The sequence below is a fragment of the Mycobacterium tilburgii genome (assembly GCF_902168065.1).
Classification (GTDB): domain Bacteria; phylum Actinomycetota; class Actinomycetes; order Mycobacteriales; family Mycobacteriaceae; genus Mycobacterium; species Mycobacterium tilburgii.
This window is the reverse complement of record NZ_LR655691.1, coordinates 14,321-35,289: the sequence shown is the minus strand read 5'-3', so window position 1 is coordinate 35,289 and position 20,969 is coordinate 14,321. Positions and strand designations below refer to the sequence as shown.

Genomic DNA, 20,969 nt, shown 5'->3' with positions numbered 1-20,969 from the left:
AGCGTGAGTCTAGTGGCGGTCCTCGGACACCGCTGCGGCCGCATCGCGAGCGCGGTCCCGGGCGGCCGCCACTTCCGGTGCGGTGGCCAGCGCCACGCCCCGCCGCGGGTCCGGCCCGCGACCAGAACACCCGCAGGTCGGTCTCCGGGATGGCCACCGCCGCGGTCAGCGTCGCGGCGGTGGTCGCCGGACGGGTCGAGCGGGCGGCCGCCGGTGAGATCATCAGCGCGTCCACCGGCAGCCCTAGAATCGCCCGCGCCTGCTGTTCGATCGCCGAAATCCGTTGACTGCGCAGAGTTACCCAGGCGCTCTGCGGCAGCACCGCCCCGACAGCGGCGAAGTACACCTCGTCGCCGTGGATCATCAGTTCGACGGCGACGACACCGCGGCCACCCAGCGCCTTGACGATGCGCGCCGCGATCGACTTGGCCGCGTCGAGGGCGGCCGGGCTCATTGGCTGCGGTTGCCAGGACTCCAGCACGTCCTGCTCGGCGCGGCGATGCCCGATGGGCGAACAGAACTCGATCACCGGCCCGCCGGGCCCCTCGGTGCGGATTGCGAGCAGTGTGAAGCAAACCTCGACCTCGACCACGGTCTCGGCGAGCACGCGCAGCGTCTCGCTCTGCCCGATGGCGCGATGCCAGACCGCCTCGACCTCGTCGGGCCGGCCACCATGGATCGCCCGGCTGGGCCGCTCACCGACTCGACCAGCATGGGGTAGCCGCCGTGCGCGGCGACCGCCCGCAATTCGTCGACCGACCCGACGAACCAGAACAGCGCGGTCGGCAGGCCCAATCGATCGGTGGCCAGCCCGGCGCAATGCCTCGCGGTCGCTCGTCAGCCGCACCGTCCGGGCATTGGGCACCAGCTCGAGGGTGCCCTCGTCGGCGCGGGCGGCGAGGACGTCGAGGGTCCGACCCGACACCGCCGAGGTGGCGGTCACCACGACATACGGGCGCAGCCGGTCGATCACCCCCGCCACCGCGTCGGTCACGACGTCGCGATGCTCGTCCACCTGCGCACCGAGGCGGCGCAGGGCGATCGCGAGGTCCCCGCTGAGCTTCGTCGGAACCCAGCAACAGCACGCGGGGCCCGCTGGCGGGCGCGGGCGGTCCTTCGGTAACGCCGTCAGTCACCAGCCAAGGATATGTGCCGCGCGCGTCAGGGCTGGCCAGGCAGCAAACGCACCATCAAAAACTGTTGGCCTCCGCCAACAGTGCGCCGTCCGCATCAACCAACTCCGCGGCGACGAAGGCCTTCCTCCCTCGGTGCTGGTGACCCGTCGCTCACCCGCAACGGAACGTTGATCGGGGTGATCTTGCGGTAGTCGACGTGCAGGAAGGCCGTGCGGCTGATCGGCCGGTTGGCGGCGTGCGAGATCATCCCGAACATGTGATCAAACAGCAGCGGCAGCACACCCCCGTGCACCGTGTAGTTGCCGCCAACGTGGACCGGGTGAACTGGCGGGTCATTTCGAAGCCGTCGGGCTGGTAGCGGGTCAACGTACACGGCCGGCAACAGCATGCTGCCCATGCCCGGCAGATCGGGCGTCCGCCCCGCCGGGGCCTGACCCTCGTGTCGGCCTGAAACGGGCTCAACAGCTCCACCAGGGCGGCGGCACGATCGGCCGCCTCGTCCCAGACGTCGTCGCTCGGCCGGCGGACACGGCAAGGTCCTGCAGCCAGCGCATGGTCGCCACGAACCGGCCGAAGCCTGGGCGGGGGGTAGCCGGACCGTATTCCGGGCAACCGCCGTGGTGTTCGTAGTCGGGGTCGAGCTCTTTGGGGTCGGGGTCGGTCACCGGCGGGCCGCCAGCACGTCGCGGCGCACGATGGTCTGGTCGCGGCCCGGCCCCACCCCGATGCACGAAACATGCGCTCCGGCAAGCTCTTCCAAACGCAACACGTAGTCACGCGCCTTAGCGGGCAGGTCGTCGAACTCGCGGGCGTCGGAGATGTCTTCCCACCAGCCGGGCAGCTCTTCGTAGATCGGTTCGGCCCGCGACAGGTCACTTTGGGTCATCGGCATCTCGTTGGTCTGGGTGCCGTAGACGCGATACCCCACGCATACCGGCACCGTCTCCAGGCTGGACAGCACGTCGAGCTTGGTCAGGAAGTAGTCAGTGATGCCGTTGACCCGGGTGGCGTAGCGGGCGACGACGGCGTCGAACCAGCCGCAGCGGCGGCGCCGACCGGTCGTTACGCCGAATTCGCCGCCGGTCTTGGACAGATATGCGCCGTTCTCATCGAACAATTCGGTCGGGAACGGGCCCGAGCCGACGCGGGTGGTGTAGGCCTTGAGTATCCCGAGCACGGTGGTGATGCGGGTGGGACCGATGCCGGACCCGACGGCCGCGCCGCCCGCCGTCGGATTCGACGACGTCACATAGGGATACGTGCCGTGGTCGACGTCGAGCAGCGTGCCCTGCGAGCCTTCCAGCAGCACGGTTTCGCCGGCCTCGAGCGCGGTGTTGAGCAGCAGCCTGGTGTCGGCAATGCGGTGCTTGAACCCCTCGGCCTGTTCCAGTAGCGCCTCGATCACCTGCTGCGGATCGAGCGCCTTGCGGTTGTAGACCTTGACCAGAATCTGGTTCTTGAGCTCCAGGGCGCCCTCGACCTTGTGGGCCAGTAGCTCCGGGTCGAGCACGTCGGCCACCCGGATGCCCTGGCGGGCGATCTTGTCCTGGTAGCACGGCCCGATGCCGCGACCAGTGGTGCCGATCTTCTTGTTGCCCATGTAGCGCTCGGTCACCTTGTCGATGGCCACGTGGTAAGGCAACAACAGGTGGGCGTCGGCGGAGATCAGCAGCCTGGAGGTGTCGACACCGCGATCCTGCAGCCCCTTGAGCTCGTCGAGCAGGACGCCGGGATCAATCACCACGCCGTTGCCGATGACGTTGGTCACACAGGGAGTCAGGACCCCCGACGGGATCAGATGAAGGGCGAAATTCTCGCCGGTCGGCAAGACGACCGTGTGCCCGGCGTTGTTGCCACCCTGATAGCGCACCACCCACTGCACGCGGCCACCAAGCAGGTCAGTGGCTTTACCTTTGCCCTCGTCGCCCCATTGGGCGCCGATGAGGACGATTGCCGGCATGTGGCACGCTCCCGCCTGGTCTCGCCTGCTTATTGTGGTCCAGCCGGGAAACAACCATATCTCAGTAGGGTCGTGAGGAGCTCATGAATATCGCCGCCGACACGTCGAGCGTGGCGGTGTTGCGCTTCGGCGGGCGACGACTCCCCGCGCCGCTGCGCGGGCTGCCGATCCACCAAGTCGACCGCGCCGCCGCCGCGGCGATCGGCGCGGCGATCGGGCCGTATCGGCGGTTGGCGGTGGTCGGCGCCGACGCCGAGCTGGCCGCCGTGCTGAGCCGGCTGATGCGCGCCGAACGCCTCGACGTCGAGGTCGCCTACGTGCCACCACGGCGCACCCGGGCCACCCGGATCTACCGCGTGCCGGCGGGCCGTCGCGCGGCGCGCCGAGCGCGGCGCGGTGCGGCGCAGCGGGTCACGCTGGTGCGCGACGAGACCGGTTCCGTGATCGTGGGCCGGGCCGGCTGGCGGCCACCGGCCGACGTGCAACGCCTGAGGGGTGAGGCCGTCGTCGACGACACCCAGCTGTTCGACGGCGACGTCACCGGCGCCGACGTCGAACCGACACTGTCCATGCCGGGCCTGCGGGCCGCGCTGCGCCCACCCTGGCGGCGATGGATCACCGGGCGCGCCGTCCAGCTGGGCAGCACCGGTGTCGTGGTGATCCGCGACGGGGTCGCCGCGCCCCGTCCCGCGCGCCGGTCGACGTTCTACCGCCACGTCGAAGGCTGGCTGCTAGTCCGGTAGTTTCGACCGGTGGACTCACACGGGCGTGCTTCGGTGCGACCCAGCCCGATCTTCTTCACCCTGATCGCGCTGACGGCGGCCGGCGGCGTGTTGGCGTGGCTGGCCGGAACGACAGTGCGTCCGATGGCCTACGCCGGAGTGTTCATCTTCGTGATCGCCGGCTGGCTGGTGTCGCTGTGCCTGCACGAATTCGGCCACGCGATGATGGCCTGGCGGTTCGGGGATCATGACGAGGCGGTGCGCGGCTACCTGACGCTGGATCCGCGGCGGTACGCGCACCCCGGCCTGTCGTTGCTGCTGCCGATGGTTTTCATCGCGCTGGGCGGGATCGGTCTGCCCGGCGCCGCGGTCTATGTGCGCAGCTGGTTCAGGACGCCGACGCGCCGCACGCTGGTCAGTCTGGCCGGCCCGGCGGCGAACCTGGTGCTGGCGGTGCTGTTGCTGACGCTGACGCGGCTGTTCTTCGACCCGGACCACTGGGTGCTGTGGGCCGGGGCGGCGTTTCTCGGCTTCCTGCAAATCATGGCGGTGATGCTGAACCTGCTGCCCGTCCCGGGGCTGGACGGCTACGACGCGCTGGAACCGCACCTGAGTCCGGACACGCAGCGCGCGGTCGCGCCGGCCAAACAGTATGGCGTGTTCATCATGTTGTTCCTGCTGCTGGCGCCGGTGATCAACCAATGGTTGTTCGGGATCGTGGCCTGGTTCTTCGACCTGTCCGGGATACCGCACCTGCTCGCCAGCGCCGGGAATTCGCTGACCCGCTTCTGGAGCCGCTGGATCCGACCCTGAAATATATGCGCTTTCCTGCATATATTGGCGGCATGGGCGCCGGACACAGCCACCCCCCTGCGGAGGCCTCGGATGGGGCCTCCGCTTCTCGAATGATTCCGCGCAGATCCATGGCCGCCGGGATCCTGGCAGTCTTCTTCGTGGTGGAGCTGACCACCTCTCTGCTGATCAATTCCCTTGCGCTGCTGGCCGATGCGGGTCACATGCTCACCGACGTGGTCGCGGTGTTCATGAGGCTGGCTCGCGGTGATCCTGGCCAGGCGCAGCAGTACATCGCCGAATCGCACCTACGGCTGGCATCGCGCCGAAGTCTTCACCTCGATAGCCAATACCGCGTTGCTGGTCGGCGTGGCGGTGTTCATCCTCGTCGAGGCGATCGACCGGCTCGGTACAGGGGAAGTAGTGCACGGTGTCCCGATGACCGTGGTGGCGTTGGCCGGGGTTGGCGCCAACCTCGTGGTGGCGATGCTGCAGCGGTCACCACTCCGGGGGCAGCCTCGCGGTCAAGGGTGCCTACATGGAGGTTGTCACCAACACCGTCGGCAGCCTCGGCGTGCTGATCGCCGGCGTCGTAACCGTCACGACGCACTGGTCCTACGCCGACGTGGTGGTGGCCTTGCTGGTCGCGATGTGGGTGCTGCCACACGCGTTCTCGCTGGCGCGCGCGGCGATGCGGTGTCCGAGACGTCGCCGGCCCACATCGACGTCGAGGAACTGCGCGCGGTCGACGGTGTCACCGAAGTGCACGATCTGCAGGTGTGGACGTTGTCGCCGGGCAGGGACATGTGCACCGTGCACCTGACCAGCGCCGCCCGCACGATTCCGCGCAGGTGCTCAGCGCCGCGCGTGCCGTGCTGCACGAACGCGGCCTCGAGCACGCCACCGTCCAGGTCGAGAACGGCAACATTTACTGCGCCGAGGACTTCTGAGGCGTTCTGGGGAGCTCTAGAGCCCCAGCTCCTTACGGGCCGCCGGGTCGCAATCGTCGAGCAGGTCCAGGCAGCGGCCGTACTCGTCGGCCTCGCCGATCGCGTCGGCGGCCCGGGCCAACGCCGCCACGCACCGCAGGAAGCCGCAGTTGGGTTCGTGCGAATAGGGCACCGGCCCGAAGCCCTTCCAGCCGTTGCGGCGCAGCTTGTCCAGGCCCCGGTGGTAACCGGTCCGGGCGTACGCGTACGCGGTGATGGCCCGGTCCTCGGCCAGCGCCTCCTCGGCGAGGGCCGCCCAGGCCACCGACGCCGCCGGATGCGCCGCGGCGACGATGCCCGGATTCTCGTTAGCCAGCAACTCGGCTTCCGCTTCGCTGTCGGCGGGCAGCAGGATCGGATCTGGTCCCAGAAGATCACCCATTGGTGTCATAAGTTCCATTCTGCCGTCCCGCCGCGGGTCGCTAAGCTCCAACTCATGCCTAACCCACCGGAGCCCAACCGCGGAAGCACCCCGCCAGGTGAAGACCCGGGCGCGGAACAGGCCGAAGATAACGCCACCGAGGCCTACCCGCTCGTTCCGACCCACCCGGAGACCGAGACCGTGGTGATCGACAAATCCGATCCCGAGACCGACCCGGACCAGCAGCAGGGCGAACGCCGCTTCACCGCACCGGGCTTCGACGCGAAGGAAACCGCGATCATCGCGACCACTGCCGAGCCGGCGACCGAGGTGTTCAACACCGCCCCCGGACAACCCGGACCGCCGGGACAACCTCCACCTCAACCGAAACCGGCTGTTCCGCAATCTATTCCGGGACACGACGGAAACAAGCCACGTCCTGCGTCGCAGAATTTCAACTGGGGTTGGGTGCTGGCGATCACCGTGATCGTGTTGGCGCTGACGGCCATCGCGATCTTGGGTACCGTGCTGCTCACCCGCGGAAGGCACACCCACGTCTCGCAAAAAGACCTGGTACGTCAGGCCATCCACAACTTCGACAGCGCGGTACAGCGCGGAGACCTCACCCAGCTGCGCAGCATCACCTGCGGCACCACCCGTGACGGTTACGTCGATTACGACGAACGCTCATGGGCCGAGACGTACCAACGGGTTTCGGCGGCCAAGCAATACCCGGTGATCGCCAGCGTCGACCAGATCGTCATCAACGGCCAGCACGCCGAGGCCAACGTTACCACGTTCATGGCCTACGACCCGCAACTGCGGTCGACGCGCAGCCTCGACCTGCAGTACCGCGACGATCAGTGGAAGATCTGCCAAGCCCCCAGCGGCTAGATGCCGATCGACTTTCCGACGCAGTGCAGGTCGTTGCACACGCCGATCACCCGCTCGGTCACCCGGCTTCGGCCTTCTTGAGGTAGCTACGCGGGTCGTAGAGCTTTTTGCTGCCCACCTCGCCGTCGACCTTGAGCACGCCGTCGTAATTGGTGAACATGTGCGTGGAGATCGGACGGGAGAACGCGTACTGGGTGTCGGTGTCGACGTTCATCTTCACCACGCCGTAGCGCTACGCCTCCTCGATCTCCGACTTCAGCGAGCCCGACCCGCCGTGGAAGACGAAGTCGAACGGCTTGGCGTCGTCGGGCAGACCGAGCTTGGCCGCCACCTTCTGACCCTGCGCCAGGATGTAGGGCCGCAGCTTGACGTTGCCGGGCTTGTAGACGCCGTGGACGTTGCCAAACGTCTCGGCCAACAGGTACTTTGCCATGCTCACCGGTGCCGAGGGCCTCGATCGTCTGCTCGAAGCCCTCCGGAGTGGTGTAGAAGCTTGTCGTCGATCTCGTTGTCGACGCCGTTCTCCTCCCCGCCGATCTCGATCTCCAGGATGATCTTGGCCGCGGCCGCCGCCTTGAACAGCTCTTTGGCGATGATGAGGTTCTCGTCGAGCGGCAACCGCCGAGCCGTCCCACATGTGTGACTGGAACAGCGGGTCCTTACCGGCCGCGACGCGCTGCGCCGAGATGTCCACCAGCGGGTGCACGTAGCAGGCCAGTTTGTCCTTCGGGCAGTGGTCGGTGTGCAGGGCGACGTTGATCGGGTACTTGGCCGCGATGGTGCTGGTGAACTTGGCCAGCACGACGGCGCCGGTGACCATGTCCTTGACGCCGAGACCCGAGGCGACCTCCGCACCGCCGGTGGAGAACTGGATGATGCCGTCGCTGCCGACGTCGGCGAAGCCCTTGATGGCGGCGTTCACGGTCTCCGACAAGGTGCAGAGTGGATCGCAGGGAACGCGTAGACGTTCTCCCTGGCGCGTGCCAGCATCTCGGCGTAGACCTCGGGGGTGGCGATGGGCATGACATTCCTCCTGAAGACTGAGTCGGCTTAGTATCGCAACCCGCCGTGCGCGCGGGGCAGCCCTCCATGTGCCGGTATGTTTGGACCCCATGAACATCGCCGCGACGGCTGAGTGGTTTTGATGCCCGACATCGTCGACCCGATGTTTTGGATTGGGCCGCAGGGCTTGTTCGCCTCCGCGGTGCTGCCGACCATCCTGGTCATCGTCTTCGTCGAGACCGGTCTGCTGTTCCCCCTGCTACCCGGCGAATCTTTACTGTTCACCGGTGGCCTGCTGGCCGCGCACGGGAAGCTCAACATCTGGGTGCTGGCGCCCGCGGTGGCCGTGGTCGCGGTGGCGGGCGACCAGACCGGGTACTTCATTGGCCGCCGGATAGGTCCGGCGCTGTTCAAGAAGGAAGACTCCCGCTTCTTCAAGCAGCATTACGTGACCGACTCACACGCCTTCTTCGAAAAATACGGACCTATGGCGATCATCCTGGCCCGCTTCATGCCGTTCGTGCGAACGTTCACGCCGGTGGTCGCCGGGGTGTCCTACATGCGCTACCCGCTGTTCCTCGGCTTCGACATCGTCGGCGGGGTGTTGTGGGGTGGCGGCGTGACGGTGGCCGGGTACTTCCTGGGCAACATTCCGTTCGTGCACCAGAACCTGGAAAAGATCATCCTGAGCATTCTGTTCGTGTCGCTGCTGCCCGCGCTGATCGCCGCGACCCGGAGCTACCTGGCACGACGGCCCTAGGCCCCGGCCCGGGAACCATCCAGTTGGCCAGGTCGCCGTTCTCGGCCGCCTCGAGGCCGCCGAGGATGGACAGGTCGATGTGGCCGCCGCGGATCATCGCGAACGACTCGGCGCTGCTGAAGAAGTTCGAGCCCTTCAGCGTGGTGATGGTCTGCTTGCCGGCGTTGACGAGGTCGGGGTCGACCTCATCCTCGGTCGGATAGGCCCCGATCCCGAGCAAGCCGTTCTCCGATTGCAGCGTGACGTTGATGTCGTCGGGGATGTAGTTGGCGACCAGCGTCGGAATGCCAATGCCCAGGTTTACGTAGTAGCCGTCGCGCAGCTCCTTCGCCGCGCGTCTGGCCATCAGCTCGCGGATCGGGCTGTCCTTCTTGGCCTCGGCGCCGGCGCTGATGGTGCGGAATTCGATGCGCTTCTCGCAGCCGGGGCCCTCGATGATGCGGTCCACGTAGATGCCGAGGGTGTGGATCTGGTCCGGATCCAGCTCGCCGACCTCAACCAGTTCTTCCACTTCGGCGACGGTCACCTTGCCGCAGGTGGCGATCATGGGGTTGAAGTTGCGGGCCGTTTTCCGATAGATCAGGTTGCCCGCCGTGTCGCCCTTCCAGGCCTTGACGATCGAGACGTCGGCCTGGATTCCTTCCTCCAGCACGTATTCGGTGCCGTCGAAAACCCGCATGTCCTTGCCTTCGGCGAGTTGAGTGCCGAACGCGGTGCGGGTGTAGAAGCCCGGAATCCCTGCGCCACCGGCGCGCAACTTCTCGGCCAGCGTGCTCTGCGGGGTGAACACCAGATCCAATTCGCCGGCGAGCACCTGGCGCTCGAATTCCTTGTTTTCTCCATACGTAGGAGGCAATAACTTCCTTGACCTGCCGCCCCTTCAGCAACAAACCCATGCCGAAATCGTCGACGCCGGCGTTGTTTCCGACGATCGTGAGGTCCCTGACGCCGCTGTCCACCAGCGCCTGAATCAGGTTCTCGGGTATGCCGCAGAGCCCGAAACCGCCTGCGGCAATGGTGATTCCGTCCTTCAGCAGGTCTCCTAGAGCCGACTGGGCGTCGGGGTGGACTTTACTCACGGCATGCTACTGTCCTGAGACGACGATTCGGTAGTAACCTTGCATGCGGCTTCCATCAGCATCCACCCCGACAGTTGGACCGACATATCCTGCTCCGGGATCTCCGACGCGTGCACCGCGCCCCCGACGAATTGTGCCTGGGCGCCACCGGCCGTCGGCAGTTCGGCGTCGCGATCCCAGATCGCTCCGAACAGCGGCAGCCCGTCCACGGTTTGCCGGTACTCCCAGGAGGACTTCGCCAAGGACAGCACGATCGTGCGGGCGGTGTCGCGGGCCAGCACGTCGTCGGCGGAAGCACCCGGCAGCGCGGTCGCTACCAGCGCCAGGTAGCGGGCGGTGATCCCGGCGAACAGCCCGCCGTCACCGCCGCCGGAGCCCTTCAGCACGCCGGACGACGCCATGTGCTCGCTGACGGCGGCGACCAGACGGTGCACCCGCGGGGCGTGCCGGTCGTCATGGGTGCGGGCCGCGAGTTCGGTTTCCAGGCCGAGCACCACGCCCTGGCAGTAGGTGTACTGGGCGCGGACCAGCGAGCCGGCCTTGATCCCGTCGAACACCAGGTGGGTCTGCGGGTCGATCAGGGTCTCGTCGATCCAGTCAGCTATCTGCTGCGCGAGCCGCACGTGGTCGCCGTAGCGCGCCAGAAAGATTCCGGCCGGTCCATTGGCCGGGGCGTTGAAGAACTGATCCTGCTTGCGCCACGGGATGCCGCCTCCATCCTCGGGCACCCAGGCCTTGACGAACTGGGCGGCAAGTTTGGGCAGTGCGCGGCTGCGCTCGACGCCGGCGAGCCGCGCGGCCCGTTCCAGCGCGATGGCCAGCCACGCCATGTCGTCGTAGTAGCTGTTGGTCCAGCGAAAGTTGTTGCGCAGCCGGTGTGAACGGACCTGACGGTTGATGCTGACCCGCCGCTTCGGCTGCGGATCACGCGATTGCGCGTCGACCAGGCAGTCCAGCAGATGCGCCTGCCACCAGTAATGCCAGGTACCGAACAGCCGGTCGCGCCGGGTCGGCGGCCAGACCACCACACCCAGCTGCGTTCCGGGTAACCCCCACAACCGTTTCAGGTGCCGGTGCGCGACAGCGGCTTCGGCGCTGGCGGCCCGGTTGGCCCATAGCTGATCCATACGTGCCGACCCTAGCCTCATCGTTGTTCGAGCGCCGAGTGTGCAGTTGCGGACTCAGCTGTGCGTCCAGGGCGGCCCACGCCCGCGTGTCGTCGCGCTGGACGCACACCTCAACACCGCAGATGGCCAAGTCAGTTGTGCCGCCTCATACTGAAATATGCGCTACCGGCAAACCATTGCGGGCACCACGCATTCGTTTACCGGGCTGGTCGACGTGCTGGCCAAGGCCACGCCGCTGCGCTCCGGTGATCAGCTCGCCGGATGCGACGCCGAGCGCGCCGCGGCCGCCTGGGTGCTGGCTGACATACCGCTGACGACGTTTCTGGACGACGTCGTCGTGCCGTACGAAACCGACGAGTTCACCCGGCTGATCATCGACAGCCACGACCGCGCGGCCTTCGGCCCGATCGCGCATCTGACCGTAAGCGGTTTTCGCGACTGGCTGCTGGACACCGCGTCGCGCGACGACGGCGCCGCACGCATTGCCGCCGTCTCGCCCGGGCTGACGCCGGAAATGGTTGCCGCGGCGTCCAAGATCATGCGCAACCAAGACCTGATTCTGGTGGCCGCGGCGGCGAGGTCGACCGCCGCGTTCCGCACCACGATCGGACTGCCGGGCACGCTGGCCACCCAACTGCAGCCCAACCATCCCACCGACGACCCCGCGCGGGATCGCCGCGGCGATGCTCGACGGGCTGCTGATGGGCTGCGGCGACGCGGTGATAGGCATCAACCCCGCGACCGACTCCCCGGCCGCGGCCGGGGAGCTGCTGCGCCTGCTCGACGACATTCGGCAGCGGTTCGCGATCCCCACCCAGTCCTGCGTGCTGTGCCATGTCACCACCACGATGGACCTGATCGACCGCGGTGCACCCGTCGACCTAGTGTTTCAGTCGATCGCGGGCACCGAGAGCGCCAACGCCGGGTTCGGCACGTCCATCGCGATGCTGCAGGAGGCCAACGAGGCCGCCCGGTCGTTGCGCCGCGGCACCGTCGGCGACAACGTCATGTACCTGGAGACGGGCCAGGGCGCGGCGCTGTCGGCGGAGGCGCATCTGGGCGTGGGAAACCAGCCGGTCGACCAGCAGACGCTGGAGGCGCGGGCCTACGCGGTGGCCCGGGCGCTGCAGCCGCTGCTGATCGACACCGTGGTCGGCTTCATCGGCCCGGAATACCTCTACGACGGCAAGCAGATCATCCGCGCCGGGCTCGAAGACAACTTCTGCGGGAAGATGCTCGGCCTGCCGATGGGCGTCGACGTCTGCTACACCAACCACACCGAGGCCGACCAGGACGACATGGACACGCTGCTGACCCTGCTGGGCGCAGCGGGCACCGCGTTCGTCATCGCCGTTCCGGGCGCCGACGACATCATGCTCGGGTACCAGAGCCTGTCCTTCCACGACGTGCTGTATGCGCGAAAGGTGTTGGGGCTGCGGCCCGCACCTGAATTCGAAGCCTGGCTGGCCGGCCTGGGCATGGCTGCCCGTACTCGTTCGGCGGCTGTGCGCAAGGTGCGGACGGTCAATTCGGACGCCAGATGCCGCTTGTACTCGGCGGTGCCGCGGACATCGGTGACCGGGTCGCAGGCCTGCGCGGCGCGTCCGCGAAGACCTCGTCGGTGGCCGGCTGACCGGCCAGCGACGCGGCGACTTTGGCCAGCGCCTCGCGGTCCACGTTGACCGCGGTCAGGCCCAACCGCGCCGCGGCGATCGCGGCGCCGTCGAGGGTCAGCGAGGCGCCGGCCGCCGCCACGGCCCAGTCATCCACTCGTCGTTCCACCTTCGCGTAGGCGCTGGATATCTTGTGCCACAACGGAATACGGAACACTACCAGCATCTCGTTGAAGGCCAGCGCCGTTTCGTACGGGCTGAGGATGAAGTCGTCGATCGGTATCTCGCGTTCCCTCGACGGGCCGCGGGCCAGGCATACCGCGTCCAGCGCCTCGCAGACCGTCGAGAGGTCTTCGGTCCGGATCGGTTTGGCACAGTGAATTATTCAGGATAGCAGGCTGTGCCCGGCGGCGACCACTCGCGCGCCGTCGCCCAGCCGATCGAGTAGGCCGATGGCGTGGTCAACACTGGTGGTGCGCTCGTATTCGAAGGGACCGGATACTTGCATGTGACGCACCTCACTGGGCAGGGGGCGGACCCGGTGTCGACCCCCTCTGACCTGCGCATCAAGAACGAGTTAAGCGATCGTTGAAGTCGTCTCGAACCCGCAGCCGCGCCATCCAGTCGTCGTGCGTGCGACGTGAGCCAATCGCCCCGACGTATCCGACACGCGGCAGGCGCAGCGCCACCTCGCGAGGACCGGGACATCGAACTTGGCGTCGTGGGTAAGCACGCAGATCACCGTGCTGTCGTCGATGGCGCTGGCGTCGGCCTGGGCGGCGAGATAGCGATGCTGCCAGTCGACGACGACCTCTTCGGCCGCCGGGAAACGGGCGGTCGTGGCGAACACCGCGCGGGCGTCGCACACGGTGACCCGGCAGCCAGGGAAGGCGCCTTGCCGTGCCGACCTCCATGCCCTCGTCGAGCCGCTGGCCGTCCGGCCCGTAGGTGAGAACCTCGCCGCGGCCCAACGCGAGCAAGCCGCGGGCATCGTCGGCGACCGCGGCATCGGCACGCGCCGATCCCAGTGACGCCGCCACCGCATCCGGGCGGACGACGAGACGGCGGCCGATCCAGGCGTCGTCGCGGTGCGCGATGACGGTCGCGACCGCCACCGGCCGGTGCGCGTCGTTGTCGTCGGCGATCGCGCCGAGTTTGGGAAAGGTCGTCTTGGTCGCGCCGAACAGTCCACTGGCCGTGGGTATTCTGTCCCCGGTGCTGTTGCGCCAACAGCAGTGGATGCTGGGACCGTCGGCGGGCAGCGTGGACGCGAGATCGCAGCCATGTTGCGCGACTTGGCTATTCCCGAATCTCAGCAGCGGATTTTTCAGAGTGATGACGCCGCGCTGAAAGAGGTGCAACGCGTCGGCGGGGTCACGCTGACCATCGGTTTCTCGGTCACCAAGGACCTCGCCGCTGGGCGGCTGGTGCACGTCAACGGGCCGGGCCTAGACCGCGCGAGTGAGTGGTGTGCGGCGACGCCGGCGCCGGCGTCGCGACAGCCGCAGGGCACTACCAGGCGGAGCCGAGGTCAGCGTGCTGGCGGATCCAGGCGTGCATCGCGATTCCCGCGGCGACGCCGGCGTTGATGCTGCGGGTCGAGCCGAACTGCGCGATCGAGACCGTAATCGCCGCGGCCGAACGGATGTCGTCGGTGATCCCCGGCCCCTCTTGGCCGAACACCAGCAGGCACTCCCGCGGCAGCGCGGTGTCCTCCAGCCGCGCCGCCCCAGGCACGTTGTCCACCGCGACCACACCCAGCCCCGCGGCCCGGGCGAACTCCATCAATTCCGCGGTGCTGTCGTGATGGCACAACCGTTGATAGCGGTCAGTCACCATGGCGCCACGGCGATTCCAGCGACGCCGACCCACGATGTGCACGGTATCCACCGCGAAGGCGTTGGCCGTGCGCACTACCGAACCGATGTTGACGTCGTACCCGAAGTTCTCGATCGCGATGTGCAGCGGATGGCGGCGGCGGTCGATGTCGGCGATAATCGCCTCCCGGGTCCAATACCGGTAGGCGTCGACGACATTGCGGGTATCGCCGTCGCGCAACAACATTGGGTCGTATCGCGGGCCGTCGGGAAGCTCCCCCGGCCAGGGACCGACGCCGGCGGCCGGCTGCGCCGCCCATTCGGTGGGGCCGGGTTCGGTCATCGCTGGGTCCACACCCCGGCGTGCGTACCGACGATCGCCACCGTCGCATAGAGCAGAGCCTGATTGATCTCGCCCTGGGTGCACAACGACGCGGAGACGTGCACGGCGTCCCGCGACGCCTCGGGCAAGATCAGCACCGACGACCCGTACACCGCGCACGCCGGGTCCAGGCCGGGCGCGGGCAGCGTCGGCGACGCGAGCAACATCATCGGGCCGCCGCGGCGGGCGGAGTCGTCACGGTAGCGCGCCGCGACGGCCTCGGCGTCCAGCCCGAGCAGCATGTAGCCGTTGCCGGTGAAGGCCCCCGGATCGCCGAGTTGCGCCCGGGTCACCGGCGTGCCGTCGGCCCGCCAGGCCGACAGGCTGGTGGTCTTGACGACCAGGCCGGTGTCGTTGACGTTGGTCGGCATCAGGCCCACCGGGAACGCGGCCGGGTAGGCCGCGGAAGTGTCGGGGATCCGGTCGCGTGTCGAGTAGCTGTACACGCCGCGCACCTGGCTGCGGTCCTTTAGCGGGCCGAGGCACACGGTGCCGGTCAGCCGTCCGGGCGGCGCCTTCAGCGGCGACGGGATGTCGTGCACGGTCGTCATCGCGGTGTCACAGCTGCCCAACCCGTCCGACTCCATCGGGTGGGCGAGCGCGCCGTACAACCCGAAGCGAATGTCCTCCGGCTTGGTGTGCGGCGCCTTCGGGTCCGTCGGCGACGCCTCGACGTCGACCAGCACGTAGTCGCCGCCCCAGCGCAAATTGGATACCGAGATGTTCCAGCCCAGCACCGCCAGCGATTCGCCCAACCGCGTCGACTGCGCGCCATATGGCGCCGCGACACGGCCGGAACCCAAGCAGCCCGCCAGGCAGAGTACCAAACAGGCTGCTATAGCCAGGAAAGTGCGCACAACGGTGACGGTCCTAGCTCAACCCCAGATCGGCCAAACCCAACACGCTGCGATACGGCAGGCCCTCCGCCTGGATGGCTTCGGCGGCGCCGGTAGCGCGGTCCACCACGGTGGCCACGCCGATCACTTCGCCGCCCGCGTCCTGGACGGCGTGCACCGCGGTCAGCGCCGACCCCCCGGTGGTGCTGGTGTCCTCGACCACCAGCACCCGCTGCCCGGAAACCTCGGATCCTTCGATAAGACGTTGCAGGCCATGGATTTTCACCGATTTACGCACCACGAACGCGTCGATCGGGCGACCGGGTGCGTGCATGATGGCGGTCGCGACCGGGTCCGCGCCCAGGGTCAGGCCCCCGGCGACGGCGTAATCCCAGTCAGCGGTGAGTTCCCGCATCAGCACACCGATCAGCGCACCGACCCGGTGATGCAGGGTGGCGCGGCGCAGGTCGACGTAGTAGTCGGCCTCCTTGCCGGACGACAGCGTGACGCGGCCATGCACCACCGACAGTCGTCGCACCAGATCTGCCAGTTCCGCGCGGTCAGATTCGGACACGGCCTTATTTACCCTTTGTGTGTTTACCGTTGCAGCGCAACAGGATTCAGTGATGGAAGTTGGGGGCCTGCTGGCCGTTGCGCTCGGTCGACGGTGGGCGCCGGATCGCTTCGGTACGCCCCTCGTCGCAGGGGCCGGGCTCCGCGGCGCGGCGGGCGACCTGCGGATCCGAGCCCACCAGCCCGGACACATCCTGGGCCGAACGCCGGGGCGGTAACTCGGCGCGGCTGGCCGGGGGCAGCGGTCGGCTCGGCGCGGCGGCGCGCGGCCCGGCCGGCTCGTCGCTTTCGGCAGGCACCGGCGGCAACACCCGCAACAGGTCGTTGAACTGGCGCACGGTCCGCAGACCCTCGTCCCACTGGGTGCGCGTGCTGGACACCGGCATCGCGACCAGCGTCCAGTTCTGCTCGTTCCACATGATCTCGGCGGAATCCGGCGCGGTGTGCGCGAAGGTGACCATCCGGCGGTCACAGGCCCGGCGGGTGGCGTCCAGGTTGGTGGAGTACACCATCCGCGGACCGATCGCGCCGAGCAACCAGATGTCGCTTTCGCGCGGCTCTTTGAGACCTTTGAGCCGCAGGTCGACGACAACGTTGGTGCCCACCTTGCGGTGCAGCGCGATCACGGTGGCGACTTCCTCAAGATCGAAGATGTACACTGCCTCACCACGGATTTGGCCCAGCACGACGTTGTGGGCGGGAACATCGCCGACCGTCGACATCACGCCGCGCTTCCAGCGCTTGAGGATTTCGGTCGACTCGCGCTCGTAATCGAATCCATGCGAGCGCGCCCAGGATCGACGCCGTCTGCTGCGCCCGCGGCGTCGATCGATGTCGACGTACAGCAGCACCACCGCACCGACGAAGCACAGCGCGGAGAGCGTGAACCAAAGCGGGACCATCCTAAGTAGCGTATCCGCTATCGGACCGGAACCGAGAATGCGACCAGGTCACAACCACATTAAGTTTGCTGATACGCGTAGGGTTTCCCGCATGGCCTACGACGGCTTCCAGTTCATTCGCGTCGCGGCGGCCGACAGTGTTTGCCGGGCAACCATCGACCACCCCCGATCAATTTGCTGGACGCGTCGCTGCTGCACAAGATCGACCGGCTGACGCGCGAGGTCGCAGCCGATGACGCGGTGCGCGTGCTGGTCGTCGATTCGACCGATCCGGAGATATTCATCGCCCACGCTGACGTGGAGTTGATCCTGGATCTGCCCGCCTTCACGACAAGCGAGGACCTCGGCCCGCACCCGGAGCTGTCACTGTTTCACGCGGTGACCGAGCAGGTGCGGACGCTGCCGATGGCGACCGTCGCGGTCATCCAGGGGGTCTGCCGCGGCGGTGGCTGCGAGTTCGCAATGGCATTCGACATGCGCTTTGCCGCGCTCGGCACGACCGTGCTGGGTCACCCGGAGGTGGCGCCCGCCGGCGCCCAGACTCGTGACTGCGAGCTGGGCGACCGGCGCCAATAGCGTCCTGCGAGCGCCGAACGTGCACTCAGCGCGAAAAATCGCGGAAATCTCGCTATCAGTGCACGTTCGGCGCGGGGGCGCGGCGTCAGCCCAAGATCAGGCTGTCGCCGCCCGGGCTGACGTTGACCGGCACGGTGTCGCCGTCGTGGACGTCGCCGGCCAGCAGCAGCTTGGCCAACTGGTCCCCAATGGCCTGCTGGACCAGCCGACGCAATGGCCGAGCGCCGTACACGAGATCGAACCCGCGCTGGGCGAGCCACTGCTTGGCCGGCAGCGACACTTCCAGCGTGAGGCGGCGCTGCGCCAGCCGCTTCTGCAGCTGAGCCAGCTGGATGTCGACGATCTGCACCAACTCGCCGGGCTCCAGGCCCTGGAAGATGATCACGTCGTCGAGCCGGTTGATGAACTCCGGCTTGAACGCCGAGCGGACCGCCGCCATCACCTGCTCTTCGCTGCCGCCCGACCCGAGATTGGACGTCAGGATAAGTATGGTGTTGCGGAAGTCGACCGTGCGGCCCTGCCCGTCGGTCAGCCGACCCTCGTCGAGCACCTGCAACAGCACGTCGAACACATCGGGGTGCGCCTTTTCGATCTCGTCGAACAGGATCACGGTGTACGGGCGCCGCCGCACCGCCTCGGTGAGCTGACCACCCTGATCGTAGCCGATGTAGCCGGGCGGGGCGCCGACCAGGCGGGCCACCGAGTGCTTCTCGCCGTACTCGCTCATATCGATGCGGACCATGGCGCGTTCGTCGTCGAACAGGAACTCCGCCAGCGCCTTGGCCAGCTCGGTCTTACCGACACCGGTCGGGCCGAGGAACATGAATGACCCGGTCGGCCGGTTGGGGTCGGCGACGCCGGCCCGGGACCGACGCACCGCGTCGGAAACCGCGGTCACCGCCTTCTTCTGGCCGATGACGCGCTTGCCCAGCTCGTCCTCCATGCGCAGCAGCTTGGCAGTCTCACCCTCGAGCATCCGGCCGGCGGGGATCCCGGTCCACGCCGACACCACATCGGCGATGTCGTCGGGACCGACCTCCTCCTTTAGCATCCAATTTTCCCGCGCCTCGGCCTGCGGCAGTGCCGCTTCGAGCTTCTTCTCGACCTCCGGGATGCGCCCGTACCGCAGCTCCGCGGCCTTGGCCAGGTCGCCGTCGCGCTCGGCGCGCTCCGACTCGCCCCGCAGGGCCTCCAGCTGTTCCTTGAGCTCGCGCACGGTGTCGATGGCGTTCTTCTCGTTTTGCCACCGGGTGGTCAGCTCGGCCAGCTTTTCTTTCTGGTCGGCCAGCTCCGAGCGCAGCTTATCCAGCCGCTCCTTGGACGCCTCGTCCTCCTCCTTGGCCAGCGCCATCTCCTCGATTTCGAGGCGGCGCACCAGCCGCTCGACCTCGTCGATCTCGACGGGCCGGGAGTCGATCTCCATCTTGAGCCGGCTGGCGGCCTCGTCGACCAGGTCGATGGCCTTGTCCGGCAGGAAGCGGGCGGTGATGTACCGGTCGGACAGGGTTGCCGCCGCCACTAGCGCGGAGTCTGTGATCCGCACCCCGTGATGCACCTCGTAGCGATCCTTGAGGCCGCGCAGGATGCCGACGGTATCCTCCACAGACGGCTCGCCGACCAGCACCTGCTGGAACCGGCGTTCCAGCGCCGCGTCCTTCTCGATGTACTTGCTGTACTCGTCGAGGGTGGTGGCGCCGACCAGCCTCAGCTCGCCGCGAGCCAGCATCGGCTTGATCATGTTGCCGACGTCCATCGCGCCCTCGCCGGTCGCGCCGGCACCGACGATGGTGTGCAGCTCGTCGATGAACGTGATGATCTGGCCCGCGGAGTTCTTGATGTCGTCCAGCACGGCCTTGAGCCGCTCCTCGAATTCGCCGCGGTACTTCGCGCCGGCGACCATCGACCCGAGGTCGAGTGCGATGACGGTCTTGTCGCGCAGGCTCTCCGGAACGTCGCCGGCCACGATGCGCTGGGCCAGGCCCTCGACGATCGCGGTCTTGCCGACGCCGGGTTCACCGATCAGCACCGGGTTGTTCTTGGTGCGCCGGGACAACACCTGCACAACGCGACGGATCTCGTTGTCGCGCCCTATGACCGGGTCGAGCTTGCCTTCCCGAGCGCGGGCGGTCAGATCGGTGGAGTACTTCTCCAGCGCCTGATACGTCGCTTCGGGGTCGGTGCTGGTGACCCGGGTGCTGCCGCGCACCTTGACGAACGCGTCCCGTAGAGCCTGGGGGGACGCGCCGTGGCCGGTGAGCAGCTTGGCGACGTCGGAGTCGCCGGTAGCCAGGCCCACCAACAGGTGCTCAGTGGAGACGTACTCGTCGTCCATCTCGGTGGCCAGCTGCTGGGCGGTGGTAATGGCGGCCAGCGATTCACGCGACAACTGGGGCTGCGAGCTGAAGCCGCTCGCGCGGGGCAGCCGTTCGAGCAGGTGCTCGGTTTCGGTCCGAATGGTCCCGGGCGCGACACCGACAGCTTCCAGGAGCGGCGCGGCGATTCCATCGTTCTGGGTTAGCAACGCCAGCAGCAAATGTGCGGGCCTGATGTCGGGGTTACCGGCAGCGCTGGCCGCTTGTAAGGCTGACGTCAGAGCTGCTTGCGTCTTGGTGGTCGGGTTGAAAGAGTCGCTGGCCAACCGAGACACCTCCGTTCGGGTATAGGGAAAATGCTTCTCGCGATGTTCAACGTCGTCAAGGTTGAGTCTGTTTCGCTCAAGTCTAGATTTCTTGGAGGAATTTTGCACGAGGGAGGCGACGACTCCGCCTCGCGCCGCCGCCCCGGCGGATTCCGGTCACCTTTTGGGTGGCTGAGTTGCTCCCGTTTCGCTGGCGGTACGTCTGGACGCTGTTCGTCGTCGCGATCGCGCCGATCGCGCTGTGGCTGCAACTACTGACGGCCTTTGCCGCCACCGCGGTGATCACCCTGGCCGAGATCTACGCCGTTCACCTCTACGGCGCGCGTATTCGGCTCGGGCTGCTCAAGTGGGGGCGCGTCGCGACCGTCACCGGCATCGAAAGCCTTCCCGAGCACAGTATTTCAATACTCGACTACCGATCGCGCGGGAGTGGACCGTCACCCGGCTGCGCTGGAGCGGCCCCAACACCAAGACGACGGTGTCGTTCACACTCGACGGCCACCGCGGCGCTCTGGTGATGCGCGGGCGGGAATACGTCGACGGGGTGATCCTCGCCGACCAGCGCAATCCGGCACGCGCCCGCTGCGTGAGCGCGTTTGCCTACGACCTCGACCGGACCGGCAACTGGATCGGCGCGCTGCGGCCCAGGTTATTGGTGGGAATGTCCTGCTGGTTGGTCATCGTGGTGGGGTTGCTGCCCCTGGCCGGGCTGGCGGCCGCCGGATTCCGCACCAACCTCGTCGGCGACACCCCCGCCGAGAACGTGCCCGCCGCCGGCACGTTGCAGGTCAGTGGGTCCGGCATGACGAG

At 67.6% G+C, this 20,969-nt stretch carries 15 protein-coding genes and 9 pseudogenes; 9 read left to right on the top strand and 15 right to left on the bottom strand.

Annotated elements, in window-relative coordinates:
• Nucleotides 1-9: 9 nt before the first annotated feature.
• The 3 genes and pseudogenes from FQ389_RS02360 to FQ389_RS02370 form a co-directional block, all read right to left on the bottom strand.
• Nucleotides 10-1,136 (bottom strand): annotated as a pseudogene (locus FQ389_RS02360) (ATP-grasp domain-containing protein).
• Between the two features lie 25 nt (nucleotides 1,137-1,161).
• Nucleotides 1,162-1,801: pseudogene (locus FQ389_RS02365) on the bottom strand (PaaI family thioesterase).
• Entirely contained in the window at nucleotides 1,798-3,096 is a 1,299-nt protein-coding gene (locus tag FQ389_RS02370) for an adenylosuccinate synthase (RefSeq protein ID WP_144205934.1), read from the bottom strand. Before FQ389_RS02370 ends, FQ389_RS02365 begins: the two are co-directional and overlap by 4 nt.
• Before the next feature lie 83 nt (nucleotides 3,097-3,179).
• On the opposite strand from FQ389_RS02370, the gene FQ389_RS02375 reads away from it, so the two are divergent.
• From FQ389_RS02375 to FQ389_RS02385, 3 genes and pseudogenes are all read left to right on the top strand, one after another.
• Entirely contained in the window at nucleotides 3,180-3,839 is a 660-nt protein-coding gene (locus FQ389_RS02375; RefSeq protein ID WP_144205933.1) for a peptidase M50, read from the top strand.
• 9 nt (nucleotides 3,840-3,848) lie between these two features.
• A complete protein-coding gene (locus tag FQ389_RS02380) occupies nucleotides 3,849-4,631 on the top strand; it encodes a site-2 protease family protein (protein WP_144205932.1) in 783 nt (260 codons plus the stop codon).
• A gap of 32 nt (nucleotides 4,632-4,663) precedes the next feature.
• Nucleotides 4,664-5,560, top strand: a pseudogene (locus FQ389_RS02385) (cation diffusion facilitator family transporter).
• Between the two features lie 16 nt (nucleotides 5,561-5,576).
• On the opposite strand, the gene FQ389_RS02390 reads toward FQ389_RS02385, so the two are convergent.
• Nucleotides 5,577-5,990 carry a DUF3151 domain-containing protein gene (locus tag FQ389_RS02390; protein ID WP_144205931.1) on the bottom strand — a complete coding sequence of 138 codons (414 nt, stop codon included), beginning with the start codon at nucleotides 5,988-5,990 and terminating at the stop codon, nucleotides 5,577-5,579.
• Between the two features lie 45 nt (nucleotides 5,991-6,035).
• On the opposite strand from FQ389_RS02390, the gene FQ389_RS02395 reads away from it, so the two are divergent.
• Nucleotides 6,036-6,854 carry an Rv0361 family membrane protein gene (locus tag FQ389_RS02395; RefSeq protein WP_144205930.1) on the top strand — a complete coding sequence of 273 codons (819 nt, stop codon included), beginning with the start codon at nucleotides 6,036-6,038 and terminating at the stop codon, nucleotides 6,852-6,854.
• Here the strand turns inward: FQ389_RS02395 and fbaA are convergent.
• A pseudogene (gene fbaA / locus FQ389_RS02400) lies at nucleotides 6,851-7,877 on the bottom strand (class II fructose-bisphosphate aldolase). The gene FQ389_RS02395 and the pseudogene fbaA overlap by 4 nt on opposite strands.
• Before the next feature lie 121 nt (nucleotides 7,878-7,998).
• Between fbaA and FQ389_RS02405 the strand changes: the two are divergent.
• Nucleotides 7,999-8,616 (top strand): DedA family protein, encoded by a 618-nt coding sequence (locus tag FQ389_RS02405; protein ID WP_144205929.1) that lies wholly within the window; start codon nucleotides 7,999-8,001, stop codon nucleotides 8,614-8,616.
• Here the strand turns inward: FQ389_RS02405 and FQ389_RS18715 are convergent.
• From FQ389_RS18715 to FQ389_RS02415, 3 genes and pseudogenes are all read right to left on the bottom strand, one after another.
• On the bottom strand, nucleotides 8,537-8,962 hold the full coding sequence (locus tag FQ389_RS18715; protein WP_313901942.1) for a CoA-transferase: 426 nt from the start codon (nucleotides 8,960-8,962) through the stop codon (nucleotides 8,537-8,539). The genes FQ389_RS02405 and FQ389_RS18715 overlap by 80 nt on opposite strands.
• A gap of 39 nt (nucleotides 8,963-9,001) precedes the next feature.
• A pseudogene (locus tag FQ389_RS18710) lies at nucleotides 9,002-9,695 on the bottom strand (CoA transferase subunit A); the annotation flags it as partial.
• Nucleotides 9,692-10,822 (bottom strand): glycoside hydrolase family 76 protein, encoded by a 1,131-nt coding sequence (locus FQ389_RS02415; protein WP_144205928.1) that lies wholly within the window; start codon nucleotides 10,820-10,822, stop codon nucleotides 9,692-9,694. The pseudogene FQ389_RS18710 and the gene FQ389_RS02415, both read right to left, overlap by 4 nt.
• A 157-nt stretch (nucleotides 10,823-10,979) precedes the next feature.
• Here FQ389_RS02415 and FQ389_RS02420 point away from each other — a divergent pair.
• Nucleotides 10,980-12,303 (top strand): annotated as a pseudogene (locus FQ389_RS02420) (ethanolamine ammonia-lyase subunit EutB); the annotation flags it as partial.
• Here FQ389_RS02420 and FQ389_RS02425 read toward each other — a convergent pair.
• Nucleotides 12,285-12,943, bottom strand: a pseudogene (locus FQ389_RS02425) (FAD binding domain-containing protein); the annotation flags it as partial. The pseudogenes FQ389_RS02420 and FQ389_RS02425 overlap by 19 nt on opposite strands.
• A gap of 67 nt (nucleotides 12,944-13,010) precedes the next feature.
• Nucleotides 13,011-13,610 (bottom strand): annotated as a pseudogene (locus FQ389_RS02430) (XdhC/CoxI family protein); the annotation flags it as partial.
• Here FQ389_RS02430 and FQ389_RS18705 point away from each other — a divergent pair.
• A pseudogene (locus FQ389_RS18705) lies at nucleotides 13,606-13,940 on the top strand (LysR substrate-binding domain-containing protein); the annotation flags it as partial. The pseudogenes FQ389_RS02430 and FQ389_RS18705 overlap by 5 nt on opposite strands.
• Before the next feature lie 7 nt (nucleotides 13,941-13,947).
• On the opposite strand, the gene FQ389_RS02435 reads toward FQ389_RS18705, so the two are convergent.
• Genes FQ389_RS02435 through ttfA form a run of 4 tightly spaced genes read right to left on the bottom strand, consistent with a single transcriptional unit; the run spans nucleotide 13,948 to nucleotide 16,945 of the window.
• Nucleotides 13,948-14,595 carry a TrmH family RNA methyltransferase gene (locus FQ389_RS02435; protein ID WP_144205927.1) on the bottom strand — a complete coding sequence of 216 codons (648 nt, stop codon included), beginning with the start codon at nucleotides 14,593-14,595 and terminating at the stop codon, nucleotides 13,948-13,950.
• On the bottom strand, nucleotides 14,592-15,491 hold the full coding sequence (locus FQ389_RS02440) for a hypothetical protein (RefSeq protein WP_144205926.1): 900 nt from the start codon (nucleotides 15,489-15,491) through the stop codon (nucleotides 14,592-14,594). The genes FQ389_RS02435 and FQ389_RS02440 overlap by 4 nt, the downstream gene beginning before the upstream one ends.
• A 13-nt stretch (nucleotides 15,492-15,504) precedes the next feature.
• On the bottom strand, nucleotides 15,505-16,044 hold the full coding sequence (gene pyrE / locus FQ389_RS02445; RefSeq protein ID WP_144205925.1) for an orotate phosphoribosyltransferase: 540 nt from the start codon (nucleotides 16,042-16,044) through the stop codon (nucleotides 15,505-15,507).
• Between the two features lie 46 nt (nucleotides 16,045-16,090).
• Nucleotides 16,091-16,945, bottom strand: a complete 855-nt coding sequence (ttfA, locus tag FQ389_RS02450) for a trehalose monomycolate transport factor TtfA (RefSeq protein ID WP_144205924.1) — start codon at nucleotides 16,943-16,945, stop codon at nucleotides 16,091-16,093.
• Between the two features lie 174 nt (nucleotides 16,946-17,119).
• Between ttfA and FQ389_RS02455 the strand changes: the two genes are divergently transcribed.
• Nucleotides 17,120-17,521, top strand: a complete 402-nt coding sequence (locus FQ389_RS02455; RefSeq protein WP_260860409.1) for an enoyl-CoA hydratase/isomerase family protein — start codon at nucleotides 17,120-17,122, stop codon at nucleotides 17,519-17,521.
• Nucleotides 17,522-17,606: 85 nt separating this feature from the next.
• On the opposite strand, the gene clpB is transcribed toward FQ389_RS02455, so the two are convergent.
• On the bottom strand, nucleotides 17,607-20,159 hold the full coding sequence (gene clpB / locus FQ389_RS02460; RefSeq protein WP_144205923.1) for an ATP-dependent chaperone ClpB: 2,553 nt from the start codon (nucleotides 20,157-20,159) through the stop codon (nucleotides 17,607-17,609).
• A gap of 167 nt (nucleotides 20,160-20,326) precedes the next feature.
• Here clpB and FQ389_RS02465 point away from each other — a divergent pair, with 167 nt between their 5' ends.
• A complete protein-coding gene (locus FQ389_RS02465; RefSeq protein WP_144205922.1) occupies nucleotides 20,327-20,677 on the top strand; it encodes a hypothetical protein in 351 nt (116 codons plus the stop codon).
• Nucleotides 20,678-20,969: the final 292 nt, after the last annotated feature.

Coding starts and splice junctions, on each gene's coding strand:
- FQ389_RS18715 (WP_313901942.1), bottom strand. CDS start 8,962: ATGGCCAGACGCGCGGCGAAGGAGCTGCGCGACGGCTACTACGTAAAC.
- ttfA (WP_144205924.1), bottom strand. CDS start 16,945: ATGGTCCCGCTTTGGTTCACGCTCTCCGCGCTGTGCTTCGTCGGTGCG.
- FQ389_RS02375 (WP_144205933.1), top strand. CDS start 3,180: ATGAATATCGCCGCCGACACGTCGAGCGTGGCGGTGTTGCGCTTCGGC.
- FQ389_RS02370 (WP_144205934.1), bottom strand. CDS start 3,096: ATGCCGGCAATCGTCCTCATCGGCGCCCAATGGGGCGACGAGGGCAAA.
- FQ389_RS02390 (WP_144205931.1), bottom strand. CDS start 5,990: ATGACACCAATGGGTGATCTTCTGGGACCAGATCCGATCCTGCTGCCC.
- FQ389_RS02435 (WP_144205927.1), bottom strand. CDS start 14,595: ATGACCGAACCCGGCCCCACCGAATGGGCGGCGCAGCCGGCCGCCGGC.
- FQ389_RS02415 (WP_144205928.1), bottom strand. CDS start 10,822: ATGGATCAGCTATGGGCCAACCGGGCCGCCAGCGCCGAAGCCGCTGTC.
- FQ389_RS02395 (WP_144205930.1), top strand. CDS start 6,036: ATGCCTAACCCACCGGAGCCCAACCGCGGAAGCACCCCGCCAGGTGAA.
- FQ389_RS02405 (WP_144205929.1), top strand. CDS start 7,999: ATGCCCGACATCGTCGACCCGATGTTTTGGATTGGGCCGCAGGGCTTG.